This is a genomic window from Streptomyces sp. JLBG701, assembly GCF_058544905.1.
On record NZ_CM178588.1, the window covers coordinates 2,442,056 to 2,467,414 of the forward strand.

17 protein-coding genes are annotated in these 25,359 nt (G+C 70.9%); all 17 read right to left on the bottom strand.

What is annotated here, in order from left to right; translation table 11 throughout:
• Nucleotide 1 precedes the first annotated feature (1 nt).
• The gene (locus AC5DRG_RS11195; RefSeq protein WP_491809858.1) at nucleotides 2-2,176 is read right to left on the bottom strand and encodes a hypothetical protein; all 2,175 of its coding nucleotides are present in this window, start codon (nucleotides 2,174-2,176) and stop codon (nucleotides 2-4) included.
• Nucleotides 2,176-6,033 carry a putative baseplate assembly protein gene (locus tag AC5DRG_RS11200; protein ID WP_491809859.1) on the bottom strand — a complete coding sequence of 1,286 codons (3,858 nt, stop codon included), beginning with the start codon at nucleotides 6,031-6,033 and terminating at the stop codon, nucleotides 2,176-2,178. The genes AC5DRG_RS11195 and AC5DRG_RS11200 overlap by 1 nt, the downstream gene beginning before the upstream one ends.
• Nucleotides 6,030-9,188 carry a putative baseplate assembly protein gene (locus AC5DRG_RS11205; RefSeq protein WP_491809860.1) on the bottom strand — a complete coding sequence of 1,053 codons (3,159 nt, stop codon included), beginning with the start codon at nucleotides 9,186-9,188 and terminating at the stop codon, nucleotides 6,030-6,032. Before AC5DRG_RS11205 ends, AC5DRG_RS11200 begins: the two co-directional genes overlap by 4 nt.
• Nucleotides 9,185-9,580 carry a GPW/gp25 family protein gene (locus tag AC5DRG_RS11210; RefSeq protein WP_491809861.1) on the bottom strand — a complete coding sequence of 132 codons (396 nt, stop codon included), beginning with the start codon at nucleotides 9,578-9,580 and terminating at the stop codon, nucleotides 9,185-9,187. Before AC5DRG_RS11210 ends, AC5DRG_RS11205 begins: the two co-directional genes overlap by 4 nt.
• Entirely contained in the window at nucleotides 9,577-9,912 is a 336-nt protein-coding gene (locus AC5DRG_RS11215; RefSeq protein ID WP_491809862.1) for a hypothetical protein, read from the bottom strand. Before AC5DRG_RS11215 ends, AC5DRG_RS11210 begins: the two co-directional genes overlap by 4 nt.
• A gap of 43 nt (nucleotides 9,913-9,955) precedes the next feature.
• Entirely contained in the window at nucleotides 9,956-10,492 is a 537-nt protein-coding gene (locus tag AC5DRG_RS11220; RefSeq protein WP_491809863.1) for a phage baseplate assembly protein V, read from the bottom strand.
• 50 nt (nucleotides 10,493-10,542) lie between these two features.
• Nucleotides 10,543-11,682: a hypothetical protein gene (locus AC5DRG_RS11225; protein ID WP_491809864.1), complete on the bottom strand. Its 1,140-nt coding sequence runs from the start codon at nucleotides 11,680-11,682 to the stop codon at nucleotides 10,543-10,545.
• Nucleotides 11,675-12,049 (bottom strand): LysM peptidoglycan-binding domain-containing protein, encoded by a 375-nt coding sequence (locus AC5DRG_RS11230; protein ID WP_491809865.1) that lies wholly within the window; start codon nucleotides 12,047-12,049, stop codon nucleotides 11,675-11,677. The genes AC5DRG_RS11225 and AC5DRG_RS11230 overlap by 8 nt, the downstream gene beginning before the upstream one ends.
• 11 nt (nucleotides 12,050-12,060) lie before the next feature.
• Nucleotides 12,061-12,756, bottom strand: coding sequence for a hypothetical protein (locus AC5DRG_RS11235; RefSeq protein ID WP_491809866.1), 696 nt, complete (start codon nucleotides 12,754-12,756; stop codon nucleotides 12,061-12,063).
• A complete protein-coding gene (locus tag AC5DRG_RS11240; RefSeq protein ID WP_491809867.1) occupies nucleotides 12,753-13,460 on the bottom strand; it encodes a hypothetical protein in 708 nt (235 codons plus the stop codon). Before AC5DRG_RS11240 ends, AC5DRG_RS11235 begins: the two co-directional genes overlap by 4 nt.
• A 37-nt stretch (nucleotides 13,461-13,497) precedes the next feature.
• Nucleotides 13,498-20,169 (bottom strand): eCIS core domain-containing protein, encoded by a 6,672-nt coding sequence (locus tag AC5DRG_RS11245; RefSeq protein WP_491809868.1) that lies wholly within the window; start codon nucleotides 20,167-20,169, stop codon nucleotides 13,498-13,500.
• Nucleotides 20,166-20,471: a hypothetical protein gene (locus AC5DRG_RS11250; RefSeq protein WP_491809869.1), complete on the bottom strand. Its 306-nt coding sequence runs from the start codon at nucleotides 20,469-20,471 to the stop codon at nucleotides 20,166-20,168. Before AC5DRG_RS11250 ends, AC5DRG_RS11245 begins: the two co-directional genes overlap by 4 nt.
• A complete protein-coding gene (locus tag AC5DRG_RS11255) occupies nucleotides 20,462-22,426 on the bottom strand; it encodes an ATP-binding protein (protein ID WP_491809870.1) in 1,965 nt (654 codons plus the stop codon). Before AC5DRG_RS11255 ends, AC5DRG_RS11250 begins: the two co-directional genes overlap by 10 nt.
• A 6-nt stretch (nucleotides 22,427-22,432) precedes the next feature.
• Nucleotides 22,433-23,248 carry a Pvc16 family protein gene (locus AC5DRG_RS11260; protein ID WP_491809871.1) on the bottom strand — a complete coding sequence of 272 codons (816 nt, stop codon included), beginning with the start codon at nucleotides 23,246-23,248 and terminating at the stop codon, nucleotides 22,433-22,435.
• A 91-nt stretch (nucleotides 23,249-23,339) separates the two neighbouring features.
• Nucleotides 23,340-24,095, bottom strand: coding sequence for a hypothetical protein (locus tag AC5DRG_RS11265; protein ID WP_491809872.1), 756 nt, complete (start codon nucleotides 24,093-24,095; stop codon nucleotides 23,340-23,342).
• Nucleotides 24,088-24,813 (bottom strand): T4 family baseplate hub assembly chaperone, encoded by a 726-nt coding sequence (locus tag AC5DRG_RS11270; protein ID WP_491809873.1) that lies wholly within the window; start codon nucleotides 24,811-24,813, stop codon nucleotides 24,088-24,090. The genes AC5DRG_RS11265 and AC5DRG_RS11270 overlap by 8 nt, the downstream gene beginning before the upstream one ends.
• A 19-nt stretch (nucleotides 24,814-24,832) precedes the next feature.
• Entirely contained in the window at nucleotides 24,833-25,357 is a 525-nt protein-coding gene (locus AC5DRG_RS11275) for a phage tail protein (RefSeq protein WP_362685951.1), read from the bottom strand.
• Nucleotides 25,358-25,359: the final 2 nt, after the last annotated feature.

Consider the following 25,359-nt stretch of genomic DNA (forward strand, 5'->3'; position numbering starts at 1 on the left):
CTCAGGTGACGAAGAAGATCCCGGCGTCCGTGCCGGCGGGCGTGTACTCGGCGAGCCTGGCCCGTAGGCCGTCCTCGCGCTGCGGCCGGTACAGGTCGTGGAAGGCGCCCAGTTCGGCGCCGTCGTCCGCGCCGCGCCGGATCTCCTCGGCGCACCGGTCGGCCAATTGCCCGTACCAGGGCGTCCCGTAGCGCTCGGAGGTGAACAACGGCCGTACCCTGCCCGCCTGTTCGGGTCCGGCCAGGTCGGGCTGGCAGCGGTGCCGGCGTGGCGTACGGGACCCGGTGGGGACGTACGAGAAGCGCATGCAGCCGATGCCGCGCCGGGCCACGTGGAGCCTGCCGGTGAAGACGGAGTTCTCGGCGATCTTCACCGCGTGGGTGTGGATCTCGCCGATTACCGTGCTGCGGTGGATGTGCAGCACGGCGTGGGCGTGGCGGCAGTCGGGGGCGGACAGGGCCTCGCGGTCGTCGCCGGTCGCGTCGAGGACGCTGTCGCCGAGGTGGATGTCGAGCGGTTCCTCCGTGACCTCGTCGCCGATGACCTCGATGGTGCCGAGGATGCTGTGCTCGATCTGGAGGCACGCTGTGGTGCGTTCGAGGACGATGCTGGGTTCTTCGGGCGAGTGCGGCTCGCACTCGGGCTCCAGGGACCATCCGGGGACGAGGGTGGAGTGGCGTAGGACGACCGCGCCCATCGGGCCGGTGACGTTGATGCCGCGGCCTGCGACCAGGAGTCCGTCGAGGACGATGCGCGGACGCTCGTGCGGGGCGCAATCGTCGGTCACCGCACGGATGTTGAGGGCGTCGGGGCGGTTGCTGTACCAGTCGAGCAGGCGGATCACCGGCCGGGTGCCCTCGGCCGCCCGCAGTTCGAGGCGGTCGCCCGGGTCGAGGTCGAAGTCCAACTGCTCCTGGTAGGCGCCGCTGTGAGTGATCTCGATGACGCCCTCGGGGCCGGTGCGGTCGGCCCGGCGATCGTTCTGCCAGGCCCGGTAGGCGTCCATGATCTGGCGGTACGGCTGTCCGGGCCCGACCCGGTAGAAGGCGGCGTCGGGGCGGGGCACGCGGTCCTCGCGGTCGTACTCGCCGCCGCCCATGTCGGCGCCGAACGCGTAGTGGTGGTCCACCCAGACGCCCTGCCGGGGTGCGGACCGGGCGCCGAACGCGATCCGGCCCAGCTCCGGGTCCACCGCGACTTGGCCGCGCCCCGGCCGGTAGCGCCAGTCGGTCAGGTCGGTGACCACGATGTCGGAGGGCGGTACGGGCTTGTCCTCGCCGTCGCGCCGGATGACGAAGCTCTTGCCGGGGCCGTAGTAGTCGGCGAGGCGGTCGTGTAGCAGGCGGCGGGTGATGAAGGCCGGCACATTGTCGACCGCGGCGAGGTGGGTGGGCGACGGCTCCGGGACCGGTTTGGTGACCAGGGGGCTGTCGTTGCCGAGGATCGAGAAGGTGTAGAGGTTGCGGGCGCGGTCGATGCAGTACGCCGGGGACCGGGTGAGCGAGTACGCCTTGAGCCGCCAGACGAAGAGGCCGACTCCGGCCGGGGTCCAACCCCCTTGCCGGTGTCGGGAGTCGGCCCGGCGGACGTCGACCGTACGGGCCGTCGCGTCGAAGGCACCCCCGGCGAGAGCGAGTTCGGAACCGTCGCGGAGGTCGACGAGTCGCCCCCGCACCGCCCTGCCCTCGACGCCCAGCTTCACCGGCTGGTGATGGGCCACGTGACGGGAGAGTTCGACGGCGCGTGCGGGCCGGCCGGTGATCTGCTCGGAGAGTTCCTCCAGGAGGTGGAGGGTGCCCTTGCGGCGGCGGTTGGCGACGGTGGCGGCCACGTCACGGCGCGGGGCGATCGCCTCGGCCAGCGCCGAACGGCCGCCCTCGTGCAGGCCGGTGGTGAGGACACGTTCGTAGCCCGGCAGGGTGCGATAGCCGACGAGGTCGCCGAGGTACGGCAGCACCCAGGGGGCCGCCGTCTCCACGAACAGGTCCTCGTAGCCCTGCTCCACGCCGTCGCGGACCCGGTCCAGTTGCTCGGCGATGACGGCGAGCAGGGCGCGCAGGGGTTCGCCCTCCTCGGCGTCTCGCAGCAGGTGCCAGCGGGGCAGCAGTGCGGCGAGCCCGTCCGGCTCGTGGGAGGTCGCCGGGGCCGCCGTCTCGAACTGGGCATCCAGGGACATCACTTGACCTCCGTCAGAATCAGGGTGTCCGCGGCGCGCGGCGACAGCAGCGCGAGCTGGGCGGGGCGGATGCCGCGGAAGACGAACACCGACCGGCCCTTGGCGAGGCGCCGGGTGTCGGTGATGTCGGGGTTGAGGCGCAGGAGTTCGGCGAGCGGGACGCCGTGGCGGGCGCAGACCGACGACAGCGTCTCGCCGTCGGCCGAGGTGACCGTGTGGATCTTCTCGTCGTACGTCGCCTGGTGCGCCGGGACCGTCGCCTTCGGTGTGCCGGGTCGGGTGAGCAGCTCGGTGAGCTGGTCCGGGGTGGCGGAGGCGGGGACGCCGGTGAAGACGTCGACGTCCATGTAGTCGACGCCGGGCACGGTGTGGGCCGTGGCCAGGATGTCGGAGAGACGGGCCGGTCGGCCCAACTCCCGTCCCTCGTAGCCGAGTCGGCGCAACAGGGCCTGGCGCAGCCGAGGTTGCACGATCTCCCAGGCATGGTCGGGGGCCACCTTCACCTTGGCGGCGATGAGGAGCAGGACCAGTTCGCGGACATCCACGCGGACCGGGAGGCCCGTATCGCCGTACTCGGTCAGGGCGCCGCGCAGCGCACGCAGGGTGTCCGAGTCGTCGGCGATCGGAACGTCGTCGGTGCCCGCGACCGTCACGTGCAGCACGCGCCGCCTGCCGTCGAAGAGTTCGCGTGCGGCGGCGCGGCCGATGCCGGCGCGGGAGCGGGCGAAGTCCTCGTAGTCGGACGTGGAGACCAGCCGGTCCAAGGCGGAGACGGCCAGGGGGATCGTGCGGCGGGTCAGACCAGGCCCGTCCGCGTCCGAACCGCCCGTCGCGGGGCGGGGGTTGGTGATCGCCGTGACGCCGAGCGGGCGGGTGAGGAGCTGGGTGATGCGGTCGGCGGGGACGTTGGCCGCCTTGCCGGTGCCGAAGCGGTAGCGGGCGCGGATGTTCTCGTGGCCGCTGGGCAGGCGGGCGCCGTGGACGCCGTCGCCGAAGGTGACCGTGGTGCGGCCGTCGGCGGTGGTGCCGGTGATGTAGATACGGTCGCGTGGGCCACGTCCGGCGAGGCTGTCGACCTCGTGCCAGAGCACACCGTCGACGCGGATCTCCAACACCGGTTTCGCGCCGAGGGGGTTGTCGTCGGCGAGCCAGGTGAGCGGGGATTGCCAGAGCGCGAACGTCTGGTTCACGCGGTCCGAGTCCCCGCCGCCGATGGCCTCCTCGCGGCTCTCGCCGTGGGTGGCCTCGACGACGTTGCCCAGGACGCGGACCGTCTCGCGGCGGTAACGGTGGGCGAGGTCGGCGGTCAGGGTCAGCCTGGTGTGGACGTGGTCGCCGGGCAGTTGGGGGTCGACGGCCGGGTCGGCGGCGGCGATCGTCACGACCTCGGTGGCGGTGACGCCGGCCACGCCCGGGATGTCGCTGCGCTCGCCACTGACGATCAGTGTGCGGCCCGGCCGCAACCCGTCGTACAGCGAGGCGAGTTCGATCTCGTTGCCGTGGACGTCCTCGCCGAGCGGTTCGTCCGCCAGGTTCAGCGGCTCCCCCGCCGCGTACACGGTGGTGTCACGGATGTGCGAGAGCAGCACGTCGAACTCGTCCAACCATGGGTCGGCGAGGGTGAGTTCGGTGCCGCGGCCGGTGATGCCGTAGTTGGTGTACGCGGCCGTACGCGCGGCAACGACCTGTGTGGTGACGAAGGCGAGCTTGGCGTCGCCGGGCACGCCGCCCTGGGCCCCCTTCGCGGGGCGCTGGACGGCGACCCAGCTGCCGACCGCGATGCCGGTGTGCACGCTGTCGAGTTGGAGCACGGTGCGGTTGACGGGCTGGGGCTTGCTGGCGATGACCACCTCGACGTTGGGTTCGGCGGTGCCCAGCGTGTAGCGCAGGCTCACCTCGTACTCGCCGTGGGTGAACTGCTCGGGGACGCCAGGACGCAGGGCGATCTCGTGGGTCGTGCCGTTGTGGATGCCGACGTGGACGAGGCCGTCGTCGTCGGGCCTGGACACGAACAGCGTGCGCTCGGGCAGCCCCGAGTGCAGGCGGGCGGTGACGCCGGGGTCCTGGGAGTCGGCGGGACGGCGGGTGAGCCAGCTGAGGTCGCGGTCCTGCCCGGAACGTACGGACAGGTCGACCTGGCCCGTGCCCAACGGGAAGGTGACGAACTGCGGGACGGGCAGGTTCTCGGCCCGCTGGTCGGAGCTGCTGCCCTCGACGTACTGGAACTCGGCCCTGACCGGCACCTTGCCCGCCGTGTCGTAGACGACGCGCATGCTGGTGAGCGCGGCGCCGGTGAGCGGCCAGTCGGCGGTGCGGATGACCCGGCCGCGGTCGTCCTGGACCGGTTTGAGGGGGGCCGTGGCGCCAAACGGGGCCGTGGTGACCCGCATGGCGAGCAGTTCGCGGAGGAGCGTTGGGGTGCCCGGGACGGCGGCGGTGCGCCAGGCCGGGTAGAGGCTGCCGAGGGTGGGGTTGAGGGCGGAGAGGAGACGGGCGGTGTCGGTGCCGGGGCGTTGGATGCGTCCGCCCGCGCCGGGGGCGGGCGTCGAGACCCGGAGGGCGGGAAGGACAGCGGCCAGGGCCTGGAGAGCGGCGGCACGCGAATCACCCCCCAGGGGCGCGGGGCTGTGTCGACTTGCGGCTCCGCCGCGGGGCGCGACCAGCCCCGACGCAGCCGCGGACGACCGATCACCCGTCGCGGCACTCTCATCACTCTGCGCCGGCGCCAACTCCAGCGCCCGCTCGGCAAGTTCCGCAAGCACCGCCTCAAGCTGCTCGAACCAAGCCGCCACATCCTCATAGGGCTCGGCCAACACCTGCGCCTCGCCAAGCCGGGCAACGGGTTCGGCAAGCCGGGCCGCCAACTGCTCCGGGGTCTTCACGGCGTCCAGGTCGGTCCGCAGCGGGGCCAGTACATGGTCGTCGAAGTCCTCGATCAGCCGACTGACCGGCCGCGGATTGGGTACCTCGGGCGTCGGCGGCTCGTCGCCCGGTTCCCCCGGAACCGCCGGCTCGGCAGTCCAGCGCCGCACCTCGTCGACGAGTTCCTTCAGCGTCGCCGCGCCGGACTGGGGCAGGGAGATCGCCGTGATCTCGTCGTCCCGGTCGATCCGGGTCCGCGAGACGGGCAGCAACTTCCGCTCCCCACCGGCCTGTTCACCGAACACGAAGAGCAACTGGTCGCCGGTCTGAAGAGAGTTCGCGGTGCCCTCCACAAAGATCTCGGAGCGGCGATCCAAGTCCTCCGGGGTGACCAGGGTCGGCCGACGGCGCCGTACCTTCAACTCGTTCCAGTCCCAGCGTGCCGTCAGATCACGGCCGGTCTCGAACGTCTGGGACTGCTCGTCGGCGGAGGCCGGCACGCTGTTGCTGCGCGCCCCGCGCGGGATGAGCACGGGCAGGGTCTCGGCGCGCGGGTCGCGTTCGAGGGTGTAGGCGAGATGGGTGTCGGCGGCCACACCGGGACGCGGCCGGTGGCCGACGAGCCGGCCGAGCAGCACCAGGGAGCGGTGCTCGTTGGCTGTACGGACGTACGCCTCGTCGGCGATCCGCTCGGAGTGGAAGGTGAGCAGGTCGCCCAGGACGGCGGTGGCGTCGAGCAGGCCGATCGCCGGGTCGTCCGGCGTGCGAACAGTCAGCCCGTTGAGGGCCGGGTACGCGGGCGAGGCGAGCCGGTCGAGCAGGGCGGCCAGGAAGGAGCCGTACTCGCCGACGCGGTAGTCGAGGGCGGTGCGGCCGGGCGGGTTGTGCAGCGGGGCGGGCGCGAGGCGCTCGTCGTGGCCGCCCTGGCAGGCGCCTCCGCAAGCACAGTCGTCCGTGACCGGGAAGGTTCCGGTGGGCGGGAAGGTCTCCGTCATCGGGTGCCTCCCAGAGACGTCAGGGATATCGCCAGCAGGCCGTTCTCCGGCCGGTCCGGGTCGTTGTCGCAGGTGGCGATCTCCAGCGGGCCGAGCCGCAGCACGCCGTCCTCCCTCTCTCCTCGGTCCTGCTCGAACAGCCGTCGCAGGCACGTGACTTGGACGCTCTCGACGCCCGGGACCGCCGCCGCGACCGCGACCAGACGGCTGAGCCGGACGGGTTCGCCGAAGCTCAGCGCGTCCGGGTGGAAGAAGCCGAGCCGTCCGTCGGGCAGACGGCCGGTGCCGAGTACGCGGTACAGCTCGGCGAGGATCTGCCCGTGCTGGTGACCCGGCTTGGCGCACACGGTCAGTGCGATGTCGAGCGGCACCGGGCGGGCGGCGCCGACCACGAGGTCGTGGCCGATGCGCCGGTACGTCTCCAAGGCCTGGGCGACGGACGCGAGCAGGGTGTCCGACGGGGCGCCGGTGCCGTACGCGTCGATGGCGACGTGGGCCTCCTGGATGCTGCCGGTCCAGCGGATCTCGGCGGCGGCCCGCTGCACGCCTGGCAGGGCGAAGGCGAGGGCCGCGTAGTCCTCGGCGGTGACGGCACGCAGCCGGGTGCGGCGCAGGTCGAGCGGGGCCAACTGGCGTACCTGCTCGATGGGTTCGGCCTCCACGCCGCCGGTGGCGGGGAGCGGGTTGCGGACGGCCGCCGCGGGCGGCGGTTCGCAATCGGCCTGGACGACAAGGTGGTTGATGGCCTCGGCGCCGACGTTGCCCGCGGTGCCGCCGCCGAGCCGGTAGTGGAGGGCGAGGCGGGCGCCCGGGGTCGGCCGGGCCCCGTGCCGACCGTCGCCGAAGCGCAGGGCGATACGGCCGTCGTCCTCCAGTTCGCCGACGAAGTGCCGATCGCGGGAGGCGCTGTCGAGCAGGTCGCGGCGCGGCTCCCACACCGTGTCGTCACCCTCGTGGAGTCGTACGGCGGGCAGGGCGCGGCGCGGGTCCTGGGCGAGGGCGACGGTCGCCGAGCCGCGGAGTTCCGGCTCGTCGGGGTGGAGTCCGGCCGCGTACGACGGGCCCCAACTGTGCGCGATCTCCCAGGCGATGTGCCCGTCGAGGACCGTGCCCGCGCGCGCCCGTGCCGTGAGGATCTCCACGCGGCGAAGCTTGGTGTCCAGCAACTGGTCGTTGCGGTGCAGGAGTTCGCGCAGAGCGCGGACGGGGTGCCGGGCGAGTTCGAGGCGTTCCAGGGTCTTCAGGCCGTAGACGACGGTGAGTTCGGCGATCTCGTCGTCGCCGAGTCCGTCGCGGTCGCGGGCGCTGCGCCACAGGTCGACGAGCCGCTGCCGCACCCGGCCGGGGATGGCGGCGATCCGCTCGGCCTGGCCGGCCGCGACGGTCTGCGGGTCGGGGAACGACACCGCCTGCACGACCGGCGCCCGGCCCAGGACCGGGCGGAAGCGGGGCTGGATCCCCGGGTAGACGGACTGGGCGAGCAGGGTCCGCAGTGCGGCTGCCTGGGCGTACGCCGTGCCGGGGACGACGCTCCCCCAGCCTCCGGCCGGGGGTGCCCCCACATGCCGCTGTCCGGCCCGCTGCAGGCCGAGTCCGGCGCGTACGGTCGCGGCCTCGCCGACCACCTCGAACAGTTCGCGGATGTCGTCGGGCGCGAGCGCCTCGCCGTTTTCCGCCTTGTCCGTAAGGGAGTTGATGAGGCAGGCGGGTGCGTTGCCCTCGGCGCGGTCGTGGCAGCCGAAGGCGGGAGGGTCGCAGGGGGCGACGACCGCGGGCACCGGCGGCACGGTGACCGTCTCCGGGAGTCCGGTCAGGGAGCGGCCGTGGTCGACGAGGACGACGTTGCCGCGGGCGAGGGTCACGTCCTCGACGGTCAGGCAGTCGCGGCCGCCGCGTGTGGTGAGGCAGAGCGGGAAGCGCAGGGCGTCCTCGGCGGCCCAGGTGATCTCCAGGACGGGCTGGTCCTCGATGCGGTCGACGCCCGGGGTGACGGAGGTCAGGCGTACGGCCTGGCGGTGGGCGGGGTCGGCGTCGCCGGGGGTGCCGGTGCGCGGGCCCTTCGTCTCCTCCAGGACGAGCAAGTCGCCGGGCCTGAGGTCGAGTTGGCGCTCGCGGCAGGTCTCCGGGTCGCGCCACTCGTCCCGCAGCGTCGCGGAGGTGGCGCCCTTGGGCAGGGTGCACACCTCGCCGCCCCAGGTCCACAGGCGGATCGCGTTGTGGGCGACCCGCAGCTCCAACGGGTCGGCGGTGACGACCGGTTCGAAGACCTCCACCGAGCCGCGCTCGTCGAGGTCGCCGAGGTCCGCCTCACCGATGACGGTGCCGGGTTCGGGGCGATCGTGCGGGTCGAAGGTGCGGACGTCGACGGAGGCGAAGCGGTAGGTGCCCGGGGCGAGCGTGTGATCGCCGGCGGTCTCCACGGTGACGTACGCCCTCGCCGTGCAGCCGTCGTGCATCGCGTAGTCGATGAGCCGGACGTGCCGGCGTACGGAGACGCGGCGGCGTGCGGTGTCGAGGTAGGCCTCGGTGGCCACCGCGTCCTGCTGGTAGCTGATCTGGTCGCCGGTGTAGGCGAGCAGTTCGACGAGGGTGACGCCGAGGTCGGCGGGGTTGCGCTCGACCCAGTCGGGTGTGGTGAGCGCGAGCCGGTCGAGGAGGAGCTTGCGGATGGTGTCGTAGTCGCGGGCCGTGTAGTCGACGACGGGAGCGTCCGGGAAGTCCGGCGCCCGCTCGTCATCGTCCTTGCAGTCGAAGGGAGTTGGGCAGTCGGGCCGGAAGGCGAAGGAGGCGCTGTGGTAGCGCTGGTCGAAACCGCGGTAAGGCTCGGTGCCCGGTCGGCCGTACGGGTCCGTCTCGACGAGGGAGAGGCGGTAGCGGGAGGTGTCGCCGGCCCGGTCGAGGGTGACGTAGAGCCGGTCGTCGAGCTCGGGATCCTCCTCGCGCTCCACGCTGACGTCGACGGCGGTGATGCCGGTGATGCGGCGGCCGCCGTCGATGCGGACGTTCTCCGCGCACAGGCCGTGCGGGGCCTTGCCGAGGAAGGTGACGGTGAGCAGCAGCCCGTCGTCGCCGACCTCGACGGCGTCGACGCCGTTGAGCTGGGCGGCTCGCACCTTCGCCCGCCGGGAGGTCGTCGTGGGTGTCGTGCTCGTCATGCGGCGGCCCTCCCTTCGAAGACGTCGTCGCGCCGGGTCCCGTCGGCGCGCAGGACGTACGACAGATACACGCGGACCACGTGGTCCTCGCTGACCACGTCGAGGGCCGCCACGTCGATGAGGTCGCCGAGCCAGCGCTGGAGCGAGGCGTGGACGGAGAGTTCGAGCGTGCTGGTCAACTCGGGGCTGTTCGGGGCGAAGACGAGGTCGAGGAGCCCGCAGCCGAAGTCGGGGCGCATCACGCGCTCGCCGGGGCTGGTGAACAGCAGTTGCTCGATCAGGTCGTGGACGTGCTCGCCGTGGCGGGCGTGCGCGGTACGGCCGCGGCGGTCGGCCCGGAAGGGGAACGCGATGTCGCTGCGGGCGGTACGGATGCGGGTGCGTGGGCTCATCGGACGGTGACCTTTCGCTGCGCGGCCTGGACGACGGGGGGTCCCTGCGGGACGAAGGCCGCCGTGAGGCACTGGGCCGCGGAGGTGTCGAGCAGCACGGATGCGCCGTCGACCGTGATGCCGGTGCCGTCGGCGGTCCAGCGGACCCGGACGCACGGGCTCGGCACACCGTCGACGGTGTGCGGGCAGCCGGTGACGACGTGACTGTGGGTGGCCGTGACGACGGCCTGACCGTCCACGAGCACGGTCCCGGCCGATGTGGTGGCGGCGGTGGCTCGGCCGCCGTGCGGACAGCCGATCACGGCACCCGCGTCGAGCAGACTCCCGGACACTTCTCTAGTTCCCCGTCCTCTGTCACTGCTTCTGTCGCTGTCGCTATCGCTTCGAGAGCACGGTCAACTGGCCCTCGTTGATGGTCACTTCACGGCCGCGCAGGATGACCTCGGCACCCCCGCCGGTCGCGATGACCACGGCTTCCTTGGTGATGCGGATGAACGCGCCGCCCTGGGCCTGGAGGAGAATCCCCTGCTCGGCACCGGGCGTGTCGTTCATGACGAACTTGTGCGCCTGCGGCGTCTGCACGACGACCGGCTTGTTCGGCGAGTTCGCCTGGAGTTCGCGGCGCGCGTCGGGCGGCAGCTCCTCGGCGGCGCCGTACCAACACCCGGTCCACACCGGGAAACTGGGATCCCCCTGTTCGAACTCCACCCAGACGCCGGTGCCCGGCGGCGGCACCACGAACTGGCCCGCCTCGGGTCCGGTGAACGGCAGACACGGCAGCGCCCAGGTGGACGGCTCGTCGCCGAGGACGTCCGGGACCTCGGCGGTGATCCGCCCGATGTGCAGCGGGTCGTTGTTGTCGACGACCCGGCCGCGGAACTTGCCGAGGTAGCGATTACTGGGTGCCGCCATGCTGAACTGCTCCTGGTGTCTGGTCTGTTACGGGTCCTACGCCTGTCGCGTCACGGCCGGACGACGTCGCTCTGTGCCTCAAGTCCCTCCCTGGAGAGGGTGAAGTTCTGCTGGTACGAGCCCGGACGCAGGTTGTGCGTCACGGACTTGACGAAGTAGTCGCCGTCGTACGCCCGTCCCGAGCCGCGTACGCCGACCAGCTGGCGCGGCTGGAGGATGTAGCCGTGCCGGTTCACGTCCAGCGAGCCGGAGCCGGAGACGACATCGGCGGAGACGGCGGCACGGGCGAGCAACTCGGCCTCGGCCTGCTCGCGTTGCTGCTTGGCGGTGCCGGACAGCGTCCGGCGCTTGAGGGCGGGCGTGGGCCGCTTGCCGAGGGGCGGGCGCAGCGGGTCGATGGACGGCTGCGGGAGGAGGGTGGACTGCCGGGTCCCCGGGTCCTGCCAGCGGGCCTGCGGTTCTTCGCGTGCCGTCCCGTCGTAGGCGAACGTCAGCTGGTCGACGGTGGAGTTGGCGTCCATGTTGACGTTGAGGGCGTGCTGGCGGATGCCGAGCCGGACCTCCGGCCCCCAACGGGCGGACGACTGGCCGGGGTTGGGCCCGGGTTCGAGGTAGAAGGTGTAGCCGTTGGCGCGGGCCAGTTCGGTGACGTACTGGAGGTCGGTCCCCGTCTGGTAGTGCACGCGGAGATCCTGATGCGGGGGCTGGGCGATCTTCTCGGAGTAAACGTCGGGCCGGATGCCGTAGTCGGAGTAGCGGCGGAGGATGGCGAGGACGCGCTCGGAGGGCGGGAGGTTCGGGTACCGGGCCGTGCGTTCCTCCAGGTCGAGGAGGAGGGTGAGGTCCTCGCCGGTGAGGGTGAGCGTGGAGTGGCCGGGCTGGTTGCTGGCGCCGACCTCGTGTCGTACGACCAAACCGTCGAAGAGCACGTCGGGGGTGCCCTTGACGTTGACGGTGACGATGAGTCGGGTCTTGGGGTCGAAGAACCCCTCGGGGAGCAGCCGGCGGCTGATGATCCCGGTCTTGGTGAGGTCGAAGGCCAGCTGGAAACCGCTGCGTTCACCCGCGGTGGCGGTGATCTGGGCGGACAGCAGGGCTTCGGTGACCTCGGCGGGGACCGGCTGCGCGAGCTTGGGCCCCATGAGGAGCGTGATGTGGACGGGGCCCTGCCCCACGGGCAGGTCAAACACGCCGGTCTCCCCGGGGGAAGCCGCCGGCAAGGGGCACGTCGATGGTGCGGCCGGCCTCGTCGGTCAACTCGCGCGGATCGAGTACGGGGTTGGCGTCGGCGATCTGCCACCACTGGCCGGGGTCGCCGAAGTAGCGCTGGGCGAGCAGGTCGGGCCGCTCGCCGGCGCCGACGGTGTGGGGCTGGGTCTCCTGCGTCTGCTGTCCGTCGAGCGGGGGCAGCAACCGCCGCTTGGCGTACCGGACTTCGGTCCCGTCCGGCTGTCTGTGCACCCCGATCTCGGCGTCGTGATACCGGCTGGTGCGGGGATAGGGATGGGCGCCCGGTATCGCGTCCAGGGCACTCTCGTACGGCTCGATGTCGGCCATGGTGTTCTCCTTCAGCCCCTTCCGCTCAGCACGCCGGCGCCGGTTCCGCCGCCCAGCCCGAGCGAACCGAGGCTCCCGCTCCGGGCGGCGGACGCGAGCCGTTCCTTCTGCGCGAGGTGCGCCATGTAGAGATCGGCACCGCGATGCCCGGCCGGCAGGTCGCTGACGGTCAGGATCTTCATCCCGATGCTCAGCGAGGCCCGTATCGGATTGAGATTCACGTCGAACGCGGACTCGTTCACGGACAGTTCGGTCAGCCGCACGGGCATGACCCGCTTGCTCCCCCACGTGAACAGGGTCAACGGCATCTCGATCGGGCTGATCTCGATGGTCCCGTTCTGCGCGAGCCTGCTGGCGGCGCGCAGTTGGGCGGTTGTGGGCTGCACGAGCATTTCAAGGGCGGCGAGTTGGGGGTGGATCCCGTCGGGCGCGGCGATCTCGAACTGGTCGGTGGCATCGATCTCTGCGGTGAACTTCCAGGTCTCCTGAGCGGGACCCTTGAGCCGGAGAGCCTCGTTGCGGTCACCGCTGCCCGCGCCGCCGCCGGCTGAGTCGCCGCTGTCGCCTGCGGACTGGGGGGACACGCTTCGCTCCAGGGTGTCCGGGTTGAACTGCAGGACGATGATGCGCTGCGGTGTGCCGGTGTCGGGGGCGACGGTGACTATTCCGGAGCGGATGGGTTTGGGGATGTCGGCGTAGCGGGTCACAGGCGGGCCTCCAGACGGGCCCGAAGGTCCGAGTAGTCGTACCGCGGGAATATCTCGGGGAACAGTTCCAGCATTCCCGTCAAATAGTTGGCGGTCTCATAAAATCCCCTACCGCCCAGCTGGACGTCGGCGTAGAGATACTGCCAGCCATAGGTTCCCTTGGTGAGAAGCAGAGCATCCAGGTATTGGCAGTAGGTGATGTCAAGCTTGACGAACCTCGTGGGATACGGATCCACCCCGATGTTCGCGATGTCGTGGTACCAGATCTCCAGCGGTGTGACGTTCGGCTGCATTCGCATATATGTCAGCATCCCCGCACCGGAGCGAGGAGTCTGGTCAAAATAGCGCAATTCCGAAAGGAATCGCGTCTGAAAGCTCGTCGCCCCGGCACTCGGCACCGGCCCGTCGGGCTGACTCAGCACATCATAGAAATGGAGAATCCTGAACTCTCCGTAGATTTCCGGAGCTGCCCCTGTGGTCTGCCACTGTGCCCCCAGGTCCGCGAACCGCAGAGAGCAGTCCCGAAGGTGTTCATCGAATTGGACGTCCCTCCATTCAGGGTTGTAGTCGTGCAGTGGGAGAAGCTCTTCAAGAGACTCCTCCAGCTGCTCGTAACTCCCGCACTGCGCCTCCAGCGACGAGCTGTTGCGGATCTCGTCGAGCGATTCCGCGTGCCGCCGTTCGTTGGGCGTCAGGTTCTGCATCACAATGACTCCTTCCGGAGGGTCGCAGGTGTCGGCGTCACTGGAACGTGAAATTTCCGTTTTTGTAGTGCTGCCGTATTTTCACCATTGTCTCCCCCAGAGAGTAGAGGCTCTTCCCCGCATCGGACCTGTAGGACTCCAGCTTCTCTTGCAGCTCATCCATGTCCTTGAAGGCATCAGCACCGGGAGGAGTCCTCTCCCGTTCCTTCATGATGGCATCCATGACCAGGTCCGACGGCTTCCCCAAAGCCCTCTTGATTTGGGCTCTGTTGCCTCTGTTTATGTTCACGGGAGGCGCTACCTGACCACCGGGAACCGGCGGTGGGGGAAACTTTTGCACAGCCGTTTTGTCGGCGGAGAGTTGCTTCCAGTCGGAGAAATTACGTCCAGTTCCTGGACCCTTCCTCTCATACCTTCCCCACGCAACCTCCAACCGTTCGGGGAAACCTTCAGGGTATTTGTTCCCATGCGGCGCCGGATATGTGCTACCAGCCCTTCCCGAATAGCGGTCCAGCTTTGCGGTGTACCATCCGGGGTCCGGTTTGCCGTCCGGCGACTTCGACCCGAACGCTTCTCCCGCACCCTTCTCGATGAGATCGTAGAAAGGACCGTTGATGGAGTTCAGAGCCGGTACGAAGTTGGAGGTCTTCGCAGCGCCGCCCACTTCACGGGGAATGAGATGCATGCGGTCCCACTGAGGGCCGCTCTTGGCGAACCCGTGGGCCTCCAAGTAGTCAAAGCCCTCGGTGTACTGCCCGCTCGGCTTCCTTCCGTGCTCGGCCGCGTATTGCGGATTTATGTACTTCGCACTGGTCACCGGGGCAGGTCTGACGTAGTTCTGCGGAAGAGGGAGAACCACGGGGTAGGGAAGCTCACGCTCCTTGAGATAGTCACGCAGCTGTTCAGAGATTCCCTCTACGACATCCCGGCTGGGGTTGAGCGTGGCGCGAATGGTGAAGTGCGCTCCGCCCCGCTTCTCCAGACTCGTCAGCCGGTACCACGCTTGCAGGTTGGCGAGGAGCGCCCTGTGCGAGCCCTGGGCGATACCGGGTTGCAGCCGCTTCTCCAGAATCGGCCGTATCCGGGCGACGATCTTTGCGAGGCGCTTGTCCTTCGAATCGCTCGAGTCCTCTTCCTTCTCCTGCCGATCCTTCTCGTCCCGCTTGTCCTGCCTGTCCTGCCCGTCCTTGAGCGGGTCCTTGTCCTTCGACTTCCCGTTGTCGTCCTTGCCGTGATTCGGCTTCTTGCCGTCCCCTTCCCTGGATTTGCCGGGCTTGTCGCTGTCCTTGTCGGGCTTGGACCTGCCGGGCTTGCCGTCGTCCTTGTCCGGCTTGGGCTTGGCCGGGCCGTCCTTGTCCGTGGGTCTGGTCGGGTCCTGGTCCTTGGGCTTGTCCGGGGTCTTGTCGTCGCGCTTGGGCGGGGTGGGGCTCTGGTCCTCCTTGGGCTTGCCCGGGGTGTCGTCCTTCGGGCGGGGCCGGGTGTCCGGTTCGGCCTTCGGCTTCGGCTGGGGCGCGGGCTGCGGATTGGGCCTCGGAGCCGGTGTCGGACGGGTGTCCGGCCTGTCCTCGTCCTTGTCCTTCGGCTTGCCGTTCTTGTCCTTGGCCGTCGGCGTGTTCGCTGCAGGCGACTTGCCTGTGGGCGTGTTCGCTGCAGGCGACTTGCCTGTGGGCGTGTTCGCTGCGGGTGCCTTGGCCGTGGGCGGCTTCGTGCCGGTCGTGCCCTCGGGCTTTGCGGGAGCGCCGCCCTTGCCCTGACCGGGCCTCGGCGTCGTCGCGGTCGGGCGTACGGTCGGGGCCCTCCCCTCCGCACCCGGCTGCGAAGCCTCGCCCCGGTCCTTCTTGCCGTCGCCCTTGTCGTCGGCCCCGCCCGCCCCCGGTCCCTTGCCGTCGCCCTTTCCGCCCTTGCCCTGGCCCAGCTTCGCGGCGATGTCCTTGAAGCGTCGGCCCACCTTGGCGACGTACTTGCCGATGCCGGACAGCAGGGCCTCGTAGGCGAGTTCGAGGAGGGCGACGATGCCGGCCGCCACCGCTTTGGCGAAGAGGATGCCCGCGCCGCCGCTGCGGACTGCCTTGAGCCAGTCGAGGACCGCGCCGAAAGCGCGGAGGATCTCACCGAGGGCGCCGATGGCTGTGCGGATGGCGTCGATGACGGCGGCCACCCAGCCGGCGCCCGGGATCAGCTTGGCGATGACCTTGGTGATGACGATCTCGCCGATGATGAAGGGGAGTTGGGGGACGATGGCGTCCCAGGTCTCCTTGACGATCCGTTCGAGGGTGATGCCGCCCTTGATCAGCTTGTCGAGGATGGCCTTCGGGACGCCGATGATCTCCTCGATCTTGGACTGGAACCATTCCTTGACGGCCGACTTGACCTCGCGGAACAGGTGGTTCTTCGCACCGTCCACCGCGGAGTTCTTGGCGCCGCTCAGCCAGCCGCCCGGGTCGGACAGGAAGTCGACCGCGATGAGCATGAACTCGCCGAGGGCGTTGAGCAGTCCGGCGGCGAAGTCCAGGACCGCCTTCACCGCCTCCACGATGGCCTTCACGACGTCCAGGAGGGCCTTCTTCAGGATCTCCAGGATGCTGCTCAGCAACTTGCCGATGGCGTCCAGCAGATCGCTGATGATCTGCTTCAGCATGGTGGCGAGCTTGTTGACCAGAGCTATCGCCGCGTCGATCAGCGAAGTGATCAGGTTCCGGATGCGCTTGGCCAGGTCGATGATCGCCCGCACCATCGACTTCGCGAACTCGATCAGATCCGTGATCAGCCGCTTGATGGCGTCGATGATGTTCTTGCGGGCGGTGTTGATCCAGTCCTCGACCGTCTTCTTGAAGTTCCGGATGAAGGTGACGACCGCGTCACGCGCGTCCCGGATGACCTTGACGATCGCGTTCTTGATCTCGATGACCTTCTGTTTGATCCAGTCGAAGGCCTTCGTGATCCAGTTGCCCGACTCCTGTGTGGCGCCGTCCCTTTGCTTCTCCGCGTCCTTCTCGGCCTTGTCGCTCTCTTCCTTGACCTTCTTGTCGCTGCCCTGCTTCTCCGTCTCGACCTTGGTGTCGGTGTTCTCCTCCTCGGTCTTGACGTCCTGGCGGACCTTCTCCTGCCGGTCGGTCTTCTTGTCGCCGAGGCTCTTGAGCTCCTTGTCCTGCTCCGTACGCCAGTCGTCGCGCTGGGCGGTGACGTCGGACATCGCCTTCTCGCGCTCGCCCGCCTGCGTATCGGTGTTGGTCGCGATCTCGGCGTCGATCTGCTGCTTGTGCTTGGCCTGCGAGTCGCGGAAGTCGCGGTCCTTGGCCTGACGCCCCTGCGACATGCCCTTCTGGCCCTCGCCGAACGCGGCCTGGAACTGCGGGCCCCGCTCGTGCTCCGCCACCTCGGAGGCGGCCTCCGGCGGTACGGCACCGGTCGCGCCCCTGCCCTCGGCGCCGACTCCCTCCCCGCCGCCTCCCTGCCCCGGCACCTTCGCGGTCAACTGCTCCTTGGGGGCGTTGGGATAGACCTGGTCCTCGCCCATCCCACGGCCGGCGTCGTCCTGGGCCGTCCCGATGGTCTCCTGACCCTTGGCGTCGACATGGCCGCCCTGTTCGCCGGACGCCTGCTCGGCACCACCCTGCAACTCGACGCCCGGCGCGTTGCCCGCCTGAGCCTGCTTGAGCGCCTCGTCCTTCGTGGGCAGCCCGGCGAACTTCGCGGCCAACTCCTGGGCGTCCACCTCGAAGCCCAGCCAGCTCGCCACCTTGCCGATGCCGAAGCCCAGGGCCATCTTGAAGGTGTCCCAGCCGCTCGGCTCCTCGGCCTGCTCCGCCTCGATCTGCCCCTCGGGCTCCTTCGCGCCGGTGACCTCGGCGTTCTCCTGGTCCGGCTCGTTGGCCTGCTGGGCCGGGTCCTGCGAGTACTGGGCCGGGGCGTCCGACGTCGGTTTGCCGTCGAGGGTCTGCGGTGCGCCCGCCGGACGGGCCATCGCCGGTGGTGCGGAGGCCAGCGTCTTGTGTTCGTCGCCGACCGAACGGTCCACGGCGCCGCCCACACCGCTCATGGCCTCAAGTGCCTTGTGCGGCTTGAGCTTCGAGGCGGTGGCCAGGCCGGCCTCCGGCGCTACGCCCGACAGGTTCGGTGCCGGTGCGGAGTCCTTCTTGCCCTTCCCGCGCGCTGGGGCTGCCGTCCCGCCGCCACCGCCACCGCCACCGCCACCGCCCGACGATCCGCCGGACCCTGCCGCCGACTTGGGCGCCGGCGCCGTCTCCGGCACGCCCTTCCCCTCCGGAGCGGACTTCGGAGCTGATGCGGGCGCGGAAGCAGGCTCCTGAGTGGTGGGCGCGGACTTGGGCGACGCGGCCGGAGCCTCCGTACGAGCCGCCGGAGCCTGTGCGGCAGCGCTGGGTCCAGGCGCCGTTTCCTGCGACCCGCCGCCTGCCGTGGCCGTGGCCGTGTCCGTGGCCGCAGCGGGTGAACCCGTGACACCTGCCCCTGCCCCTGCCCCTGCGGCTACGACGGTTTCAGCTGAAGCGGAAGGAGACCCTCCGGCCGCCCCGCCCGGAGCACCCGCACCACCTGCTCCACCCGTGCTTGCCCCGACCCCGTCAGTATCCTGCGCGGTCCCCGCGCTCCCGGTACCGGAAGCCGCCGACCCCGCACCCCCCGCCGCCTGCTGCGACTCCTTCTCCGGCGCCGCCGAGGCCTGGTCGCCGCCCGCGGCGGTGCCCTTCTCCTCCTTGGCGGCCGCCTCCTTGGCCTCGCCGCCGCCCTCGGACTTCCCGTCCGTCCTGCCCGGTGCCTCCTGCACCGTCGTCTGCGCCGCGACCGCACCCAACTTCGGGTCGTCACCGGACTTCGGGTCCCGGGACGCCGTGCTGCTCGGCGCGGGCGGCGCCGCCGCCTGCTCCAGTGCGAGTCCGCCGAACCCGCCGCCGCCATCCGGCCCACCCTCGGTCTCCGGTACCGACGACTCCGTCTCGGCGGGAGAGGCCTCCTCCTCGGGCTCGGTCTCCACCGCCTCGTCCTCGGCGTCCTCCGCCTCCCGCTGTGCCCGCACCTCGTCGGCCCTGGTCGGCGGCGGAGCGGGGAAGGACGGGACGGCCGGGGTGGTGGACGAGGACGGATCCAGCTCGTCCGCGGTCGAGACACCGGACACGTCCGGGTCCTGGCTCGGCAGGAAGTCCTCGGGCTGGAGCTTGATGTCCCAGGCGCTCGGCTCCTCGCCGCCGACCTCGACCTCCGACTCGCTGCCGGAGCCGAACGGGTCCTCCTCGGTCTCCTCCTCCAGGCCCTCGACGTCCTGGTTGCGCTTGCCTTCGAGCGTGCTGAACCTGCCGGGCTGCTGGGTGTCCTTGCCGGACATGGTCGGCGAGCCCTTGGGCTGCTCCTGCCCTCGCTTGTCCTGCGGCTTCAACTGCCGCCCCGCGACCATCGCCTCGGCCGCGCCGGGCCGGTTCTTCGCCGCGGACTCCTCCTTGCTCGCGGCGGGCGTCTCCTCCTGCTCGGTGGCCTCCTTGCCGGCCTTCTCCTTCTCCTTGCCGGCCGCGGAGTCCTGGGACTTCCCGCCCTCCTGCTGTCCACCCTCCGTCTTCCCCCCGGAGGAGGACGACGAGGGCGACGAGGACTGCTCCTTCTGCGCTGCGGGGGCGGCGGAGCCGGAACCCTGGCTCGCGGACGCTTCCGTTCCGCGCGGCGCACCCCCACCCTGCGGCGTGCTCCCGTGCTCCGGCGAACCACCGTTCTGCGGAGTGCTGCCGACCGCACCCTCCTCGTCGGCCTGCTCCTTCTCCGGCCCCGGCGCGAGCCCCGGCCGCTGCTCCTCCGTCTTGCGCCGCTCCGCGTCCCGCAGTTCGTTCTCGCGCTCGGTCCGCACCTCCCCGGCGGTGTCCGGCTCGATCTGCGGGGCCTCATGCGACTCCCGCTCCAGACCGTCCTCGGCGTAGTCGTCGTACGCCTCGATCTCGTCCACGAGGTCGAGCACCCGGTCGTGTTCCGAACCGAGCAGCCTGCCCTCCAGCCGGACGAGGACACCGTCGAGCAACTCGACGGGCAGCTTGGCGAGTTGTTTGCGGGTGCGCTGCGAGAGGTCTTCCGGGTCGCCTCGCAGGGAGCGGACGACCGAGTTCGTCAGCCGGTCGACGAGGGTGGCCGGGTCGATCGCCTCCGCCCGGTTGCGGTCGGCGTCCACGGTGGCGTACCGCAGCCAGCCGGGCGTGGCCTGCCCCTCCTCGACCTCCGGGGCGGACTCCTGCGTACGGGCCGCCTCCGGACGTACGAGGTCCTGGGCCGCCGACTCCGCCTCCCGCTCGATGGCCTGCTGCGGCAGGCTCACCGCGCCCAGGTCGCGGCCGGCGCGCAGGGTGCCGAGGCCGTGCGGGTTCTGAACGGTGTGCAGGAGTTCGTGGGCGAGCAGCCGGCGGCCCTCGTCCGTGCCCGGGCGGAAGGTGCCCTCACCGAAGAAGATGTCCTGGCCGACCGCGACGGCGTCCGCGCCGAGCAGTTCGGTCAGCTGCCCGGCGTCCCGGCCGGTGTGCAGTCGTACGCGTCCGAGGTCGTGCCCGAGCTGTTCCTCCAACTCCCGTCGTACTCCGGGGTCGAGAGGCTGTCCGGCGCCGCTGACGATGTCCTTCGGTTCGGGCGTACGGGACTTGGCGGCGCGTTCCTTGCGCTTACGGCGGCGCTGTTCGGCCGCCTGCTCGGAACTGGCGTCCTGCGTATGGGAGTTGCTCACCGTGTCACCTCCCCATGGCCGCTGAGCCCCTCGTGCACGGCACGCGCAAGTTCCTGGCCGAGGCGACGGGCGGACAGGCCCGCGGGCAGGGGCGGAAGGCCGGAGAGCGCGTCCATGGTCACCGGACCGTCCGCCGCGACGGGTACGCCGTGTTCCCGCACCAGCCGGGTCAGCTCGCTCTCGAAGGCGGCCGAGACCCGGTCGGGGTCCACGCGGAAGCCGTGCAGGGCGAGTTCGCCGATCTCCACGCGGATCGCCGTCGGTTCCCTGTCATCTCCCGGCCCTGTCGTCTTCACACCCATCCCCGCACCTCCGTAGGCGTCAGGGAGCGCTCCAGCTTCAGGTACTCGGTGCGGGCCGCCGCGAGCATGTGCCGCATCTGGAGACGGTCGCCCTCCTCGGCGGCGAGGAAAGCGCCGGACAGGGCGATGTTGCGGATCGAGCCGCCCGCGACGGTGAGTTGGGCGAGGAGTTCGCAGTCGATGTCCTTGACCGGGGCCTGCGGCGGCAGCACCCGGCGCCAGATCTCGGCGCGTTCGTTCTCGGCCGGGAAGGGGAAGTCGACGAGGAAACGGATGCGCCGCAGGAAGGCGGTGTCCAGGGCCTTCTTCATGTTGGTGGTGAGGATGGCGAGGCCGCGGTAGGCCTCCATCCGCATCAGCAGATAGCTGACTTCGAGGTTGGCGTACCGGTCGTGGCTGTCCTTGACCTCGCTGCGCTTGCCGAAGAGGGCGTCGGCCTCGTCGAACAGCAGGAGGGCGCCGCCTCGTTCGGCGGCGTCGAAGACCCGGCGGAGGTTCTTCTCGGTCTCGCCGATGTACTTGCTGACGACCTGGGAGAGATCGACGATGAACAGGTCGAGGCCCAGCTCCTTCGCCATGACCTCGGCGGCGAGGGTCTTGCCCGTGCCGGAGCCGCCGGCGAACAGCGCGGTGACGCCGAGGCCGCGGCGCAGGGTGGCCGCGAATCCCCACTCCTGGTGGACGGTCGGCCGCTGCCGCACATGCGCGACGATCTCGCGCAGCACGCTCGTCTGCCGTTCGTGCAGCACCAGGTCGTCCCAGCCGGCCTGCGGTTCGATACGTCGCCCCAGCTCGTCCATGCCCATCCGGGCCTCGTCGAGCCCGGCCCGCCAGGCGAGTTCGGCGACGTCGAGCTCGTCCTCACCGGGCAGATCACGCCGTACCGAGGCGGCCGCGGACCGTACGACGTGCGGCGGCAGCTGGAACTGGGCGACCAGTGACCGGAGTTCACCCTCGTCGAGGTCGGCCACGTCATCGAACGCCTCGCTCCAGAGGGCGAGTTGCTCCTCCTCGTCCAGCCGAGGCACCGCCACCCGCGCGCCGTGCGGCCGGTCCGAACGCAACGGGTCCTCGCTCGACACCACGACCGGTACGGCGGCCCCCGCCAGGAACGCCTCGGTCGCCGCCCGCTGATCGCGGTCCAGTTCGCCCACGTCGACGAGGAGCGCGGCGGGCAGCAGGATCGCCTCGCGCTGCCACAGCCGGGCGAGCCGGTCCCGTTCGACGGCGTCGGAAGGGATGTCCTCGGCGCTCATCGAGTACAGCCCGAGCCCCGAGCGGGCGGCCGCAGCGGCGGCGACATCGGCCCGGCTGCGCAGATCGCCGCCGGTCACCTCGACGAGCAGCGGCGCGTCGGCGCTCACGCCCCTCCCCGTCCAGCCCGCCGCGACCCGGCTCGCGGCCAGGTCGTACGACGGCGGCAGCCCGTCCGGCGCCGAGGTGCGGCGCAACTGGCCGTGCAGCCGGGCGTCCAGGTAGGGCGAGCCGAGCAGGAAGTGCAGGATGCGTTCGTCGAGGCGGAGCCGTGAGGTGGTCAGCCGTGACTCGTCGTCCAGTTCGACGATCCGCCAGCGCCGCAGGGGCGCGACCGGGGTGAGCGCGCTCCAGTGCGGTTCGGCCAGTGCGGCGAGCGCGAGCGAGAAGGTGGGGTACGCCCGTTCCCGGTCACCGCAGGCGGCGGCGCAACGGGATGCGGCCGTGGGCTCCAACTCGTGGGCGGCGGTGAGGAGTACGAGGTCTCGCTCGAAGGGGGTGAGACCGAAGCAGGCGACGAGGGCGTCGAGGGGCGCGGTTCCGGGACCGGCGAGGGCAGGGGTGCGGTCGGTCTCGGGTACCCCTTCCTCGTCGACGCGTGCGGCGTGCGCGTCGATACGAGAGAGGACACGCCGGATCTCCGCGGTCAGCGTCGAGTGCCCGCCCCGCGCGTCCGTTCCGTTCGTCTCGTACGTCCCCATGTCGTCTCAGTTCTCCGTGCCTTCGCCGCGTGCCGGGCGGGGCGTGCTCTTACGGGTCCGCGCCGGTGCTTTCGCGGCGGCCTTCGAAGGGGCCTTCGCTGGAGCCTTCGTGGCCTTCTTGACGGCTACCGGACGAGATTCCGGGGCATCTGCCTTCACAACATCCCTGGAGGGGACCCCACTTGACGGCACGTCAGTCACCGGCTCCACCCCCGGAGGGAACGGCACCACCCGCACATCCGGCCGCTCCACCGGCTTCGCCGGCACCGGTGTCTCGCGGCCCTCGATGAAGACGAGGGCGGCCTGGTAGACCACCGACAGCGAGTACGGCGTCTGGTAGAGCATCCCCCAGAGCTTCGACGTCTCGTCGATGTCCATCACCGTCGGCACGAACCGCACGCGCTGCGCCGACTCGGCGAGATCACTGCCCGCCAAGTAGGGCCGCTCACCGGCGAGTTCGATGACGTCCTTCGGCAGGACGGGTATCTCGTGCAGTGTCCGCACCACGGAACCGATCAGCCGCTGCCCGACCAGTTCGGTCTCCTCGCCGTACGCGCTGATCAGGAAGTGCAGGTCCAGCGCGGCGGCGGGCCGCTTCAGCAGGGTGCCGTCGGAGGCCCTGGTGGCCAAGTCGTTGTTGCGCTGGGAGGTGTTGGGCGTGACCTGGTAGAGGAACACGGAGATGGTGGGCTCGGCCTGCGGCTCGGCCGGCGGCTTGCGCGGCTCGACCTTGACCGCCATGTCGATCTCCGGCCCCAGGTTGTTCTCGATCAGCAGGGCGAGGGCCTGGGTCACGTGGGCGATGGCAAGTGCGTTGCTCATGGCGTCGGTTCCTCGGCTCCTCTGGTTTCCCGGATATCCCTGCTGTCACTGCCCCTGCTGTCCCGGAAGCGACTGCTACGACCGCTACGGCTCACTCGCGCCCCCGCGTCAGGTACTCCGCCAGGCTCACCGTCGCCCCGGCCCGCCCCGCCGCCTCCGTACGCCTGCCCGCGCCGCCACCGCCGGCCGGCGACGACGCCGTGACTTCGAGCCGACCGATCTGCACCTGGACCACCTGCTCGGGTGCGCGCCCCGATCGCCGGGCCGCGGCCTGTCGTACGGCGTCGCGGGCTGCCGCCGTGTCCGCCGCGCTGGGGCGCAGGGCGGCGGACACGGCGGCGGGAACGGCGTCCGTGCCCGAGGGGGTGGGCGCGAACGCCGCTGGCTGCGACGGGTCCCGGTCGGCCCGGCCCCGCGCGGTGCGCTGCGCGGTGTCGGGCGCGGGCCGTGGCCCGGGCGCGAGTTGAGCGACGGGACGCAGCAGCGGTGTCTGAGGTCCGGTGGGCGGGGCGGGCCGCAACTCCGGCTCGGCGGGCGTCCGTTCGGTGTGTACGACGGTCCGTTCCCGTTCCGTGCGCAGCCGGGCCTCGGCTGCCGCCGCCGGCCGTGGTGCGTCCCGCTGCACCAGGGCCGACGGCGTCGAGGCGGGCCACAGCGGGCCTGCCCCGTCCGGTTCCGGCGCTCCGGCCCGTACCGCCTCGACCCGTTCGAAGGGGCCGGGCAGCCGGGGCCGTACCCGCACCACGCCCGGGCGTGGCACGGCGGCCGGGGCGGCGTGCCGGGCGATCAGCCGGTCGAGGAAGTCGGGGGCCGCCGAGGCCTCCGCTTCCTCTCTTGGGTCAGACATCCGCACACAGCTCCAGGTAGTAGCGGCGCCGCAGCGGGCTGAGCGCCAGGATCTCCGGCTCGCTCCACCCGTAGGCGGTGGCGAGCAGGTGGACGTCGAGCAGCACGTCCCGTGCCCAGGCGTCCAGTTCGGTCCACAGGTAGGAGGCGATGTCGAGTTCGGCCCGGGTGGCCTGCCCGCAGTCGGGGCAGGCCACGTTGAGCGTCACGTCGGCGCCCGGGTCGGCCGCCTCGACCGCCTCGGCGATCCGCCGCTGCACCGGCAGCGGCAGGTCGGCGGCGGTCACGGCCCTCCCGTCGTGCGAGGCCGAGACGAGGCACCGCACGAGCAGCGCCCCGCGCGGGTCCGCGGCCCGGGCCGCCGCCGTCAGGTCGGCGACGCCGGGCAGCCGGAACTCGACGTCCCAGCCGCCCTCCGCGACCCGCACCGCTTCCGAGGCGGGCCCGAGGCTCCCGGCGAACTCCCCGGCGTCCAGGTCGAACTCCATGTCCTCGCCGCACGCCACGCACTCCAGACGCACCTGCATCCACTCGCCGAACAGAGCCCGGCGCAGCGTGAACAGGTCCGTCTCGCGCTCGCCCACCGGCAGCGCGGGCAGTTCGCCGGTGCCGACGTCCGGGCGGGCGGCCCGGTGCAGCAGCAGCGCCCGCCCGGCGGACGCCTCGACGAGCCCCGCCTCCCAGGTGGCCAGCAGCTCAGCCGCCCCCGTGCTTGCCATGACCCCAACTCCCCCTGTTTCAGGCCGGGTTGAGGAACGACGGCTCCTCCGGCTCGGGCACCTCGTAGTCCCGCTCCCAGCCCTCGCACTCCAACTTGAGTGACTGGATGGCCACCGCGTTGGCGTTGGCGTCGAGCTCGCCGAGCACCTGGTACTCGCTGGGCCAGGTCCGGTACAGCTTGTGCGAGACGGCGACCTGGCCGGCCTCGTTGAGGACCTGGATGACGATGTCCTTGCGGAAGTCCGCGAGGGACACCTCCGAGCCGAGGCCCGCGCCGACCTGCCAGACCTTGTTGGCCCAGCGGTCGAACTCGGGGTCGTGGGTGACCCCGCGCTCCAGGGTGATGCCCTCGAACTCGGAGCGCCCCGGCGACTTGCGCGGGGAGGAGGGGTCGCCGCCGTTGCGGTGCTTGACGACCTCCGTGGTCCGCTTCAGGGGACTGATCTTGCTGATGCCGGCGACCGTACGACCGTCCCAGAGGACCAGGAACTTGAAGTTCTTGTACGGGTCGAACCGATGGGCGTTGACCGTGAACTCTGCCATCG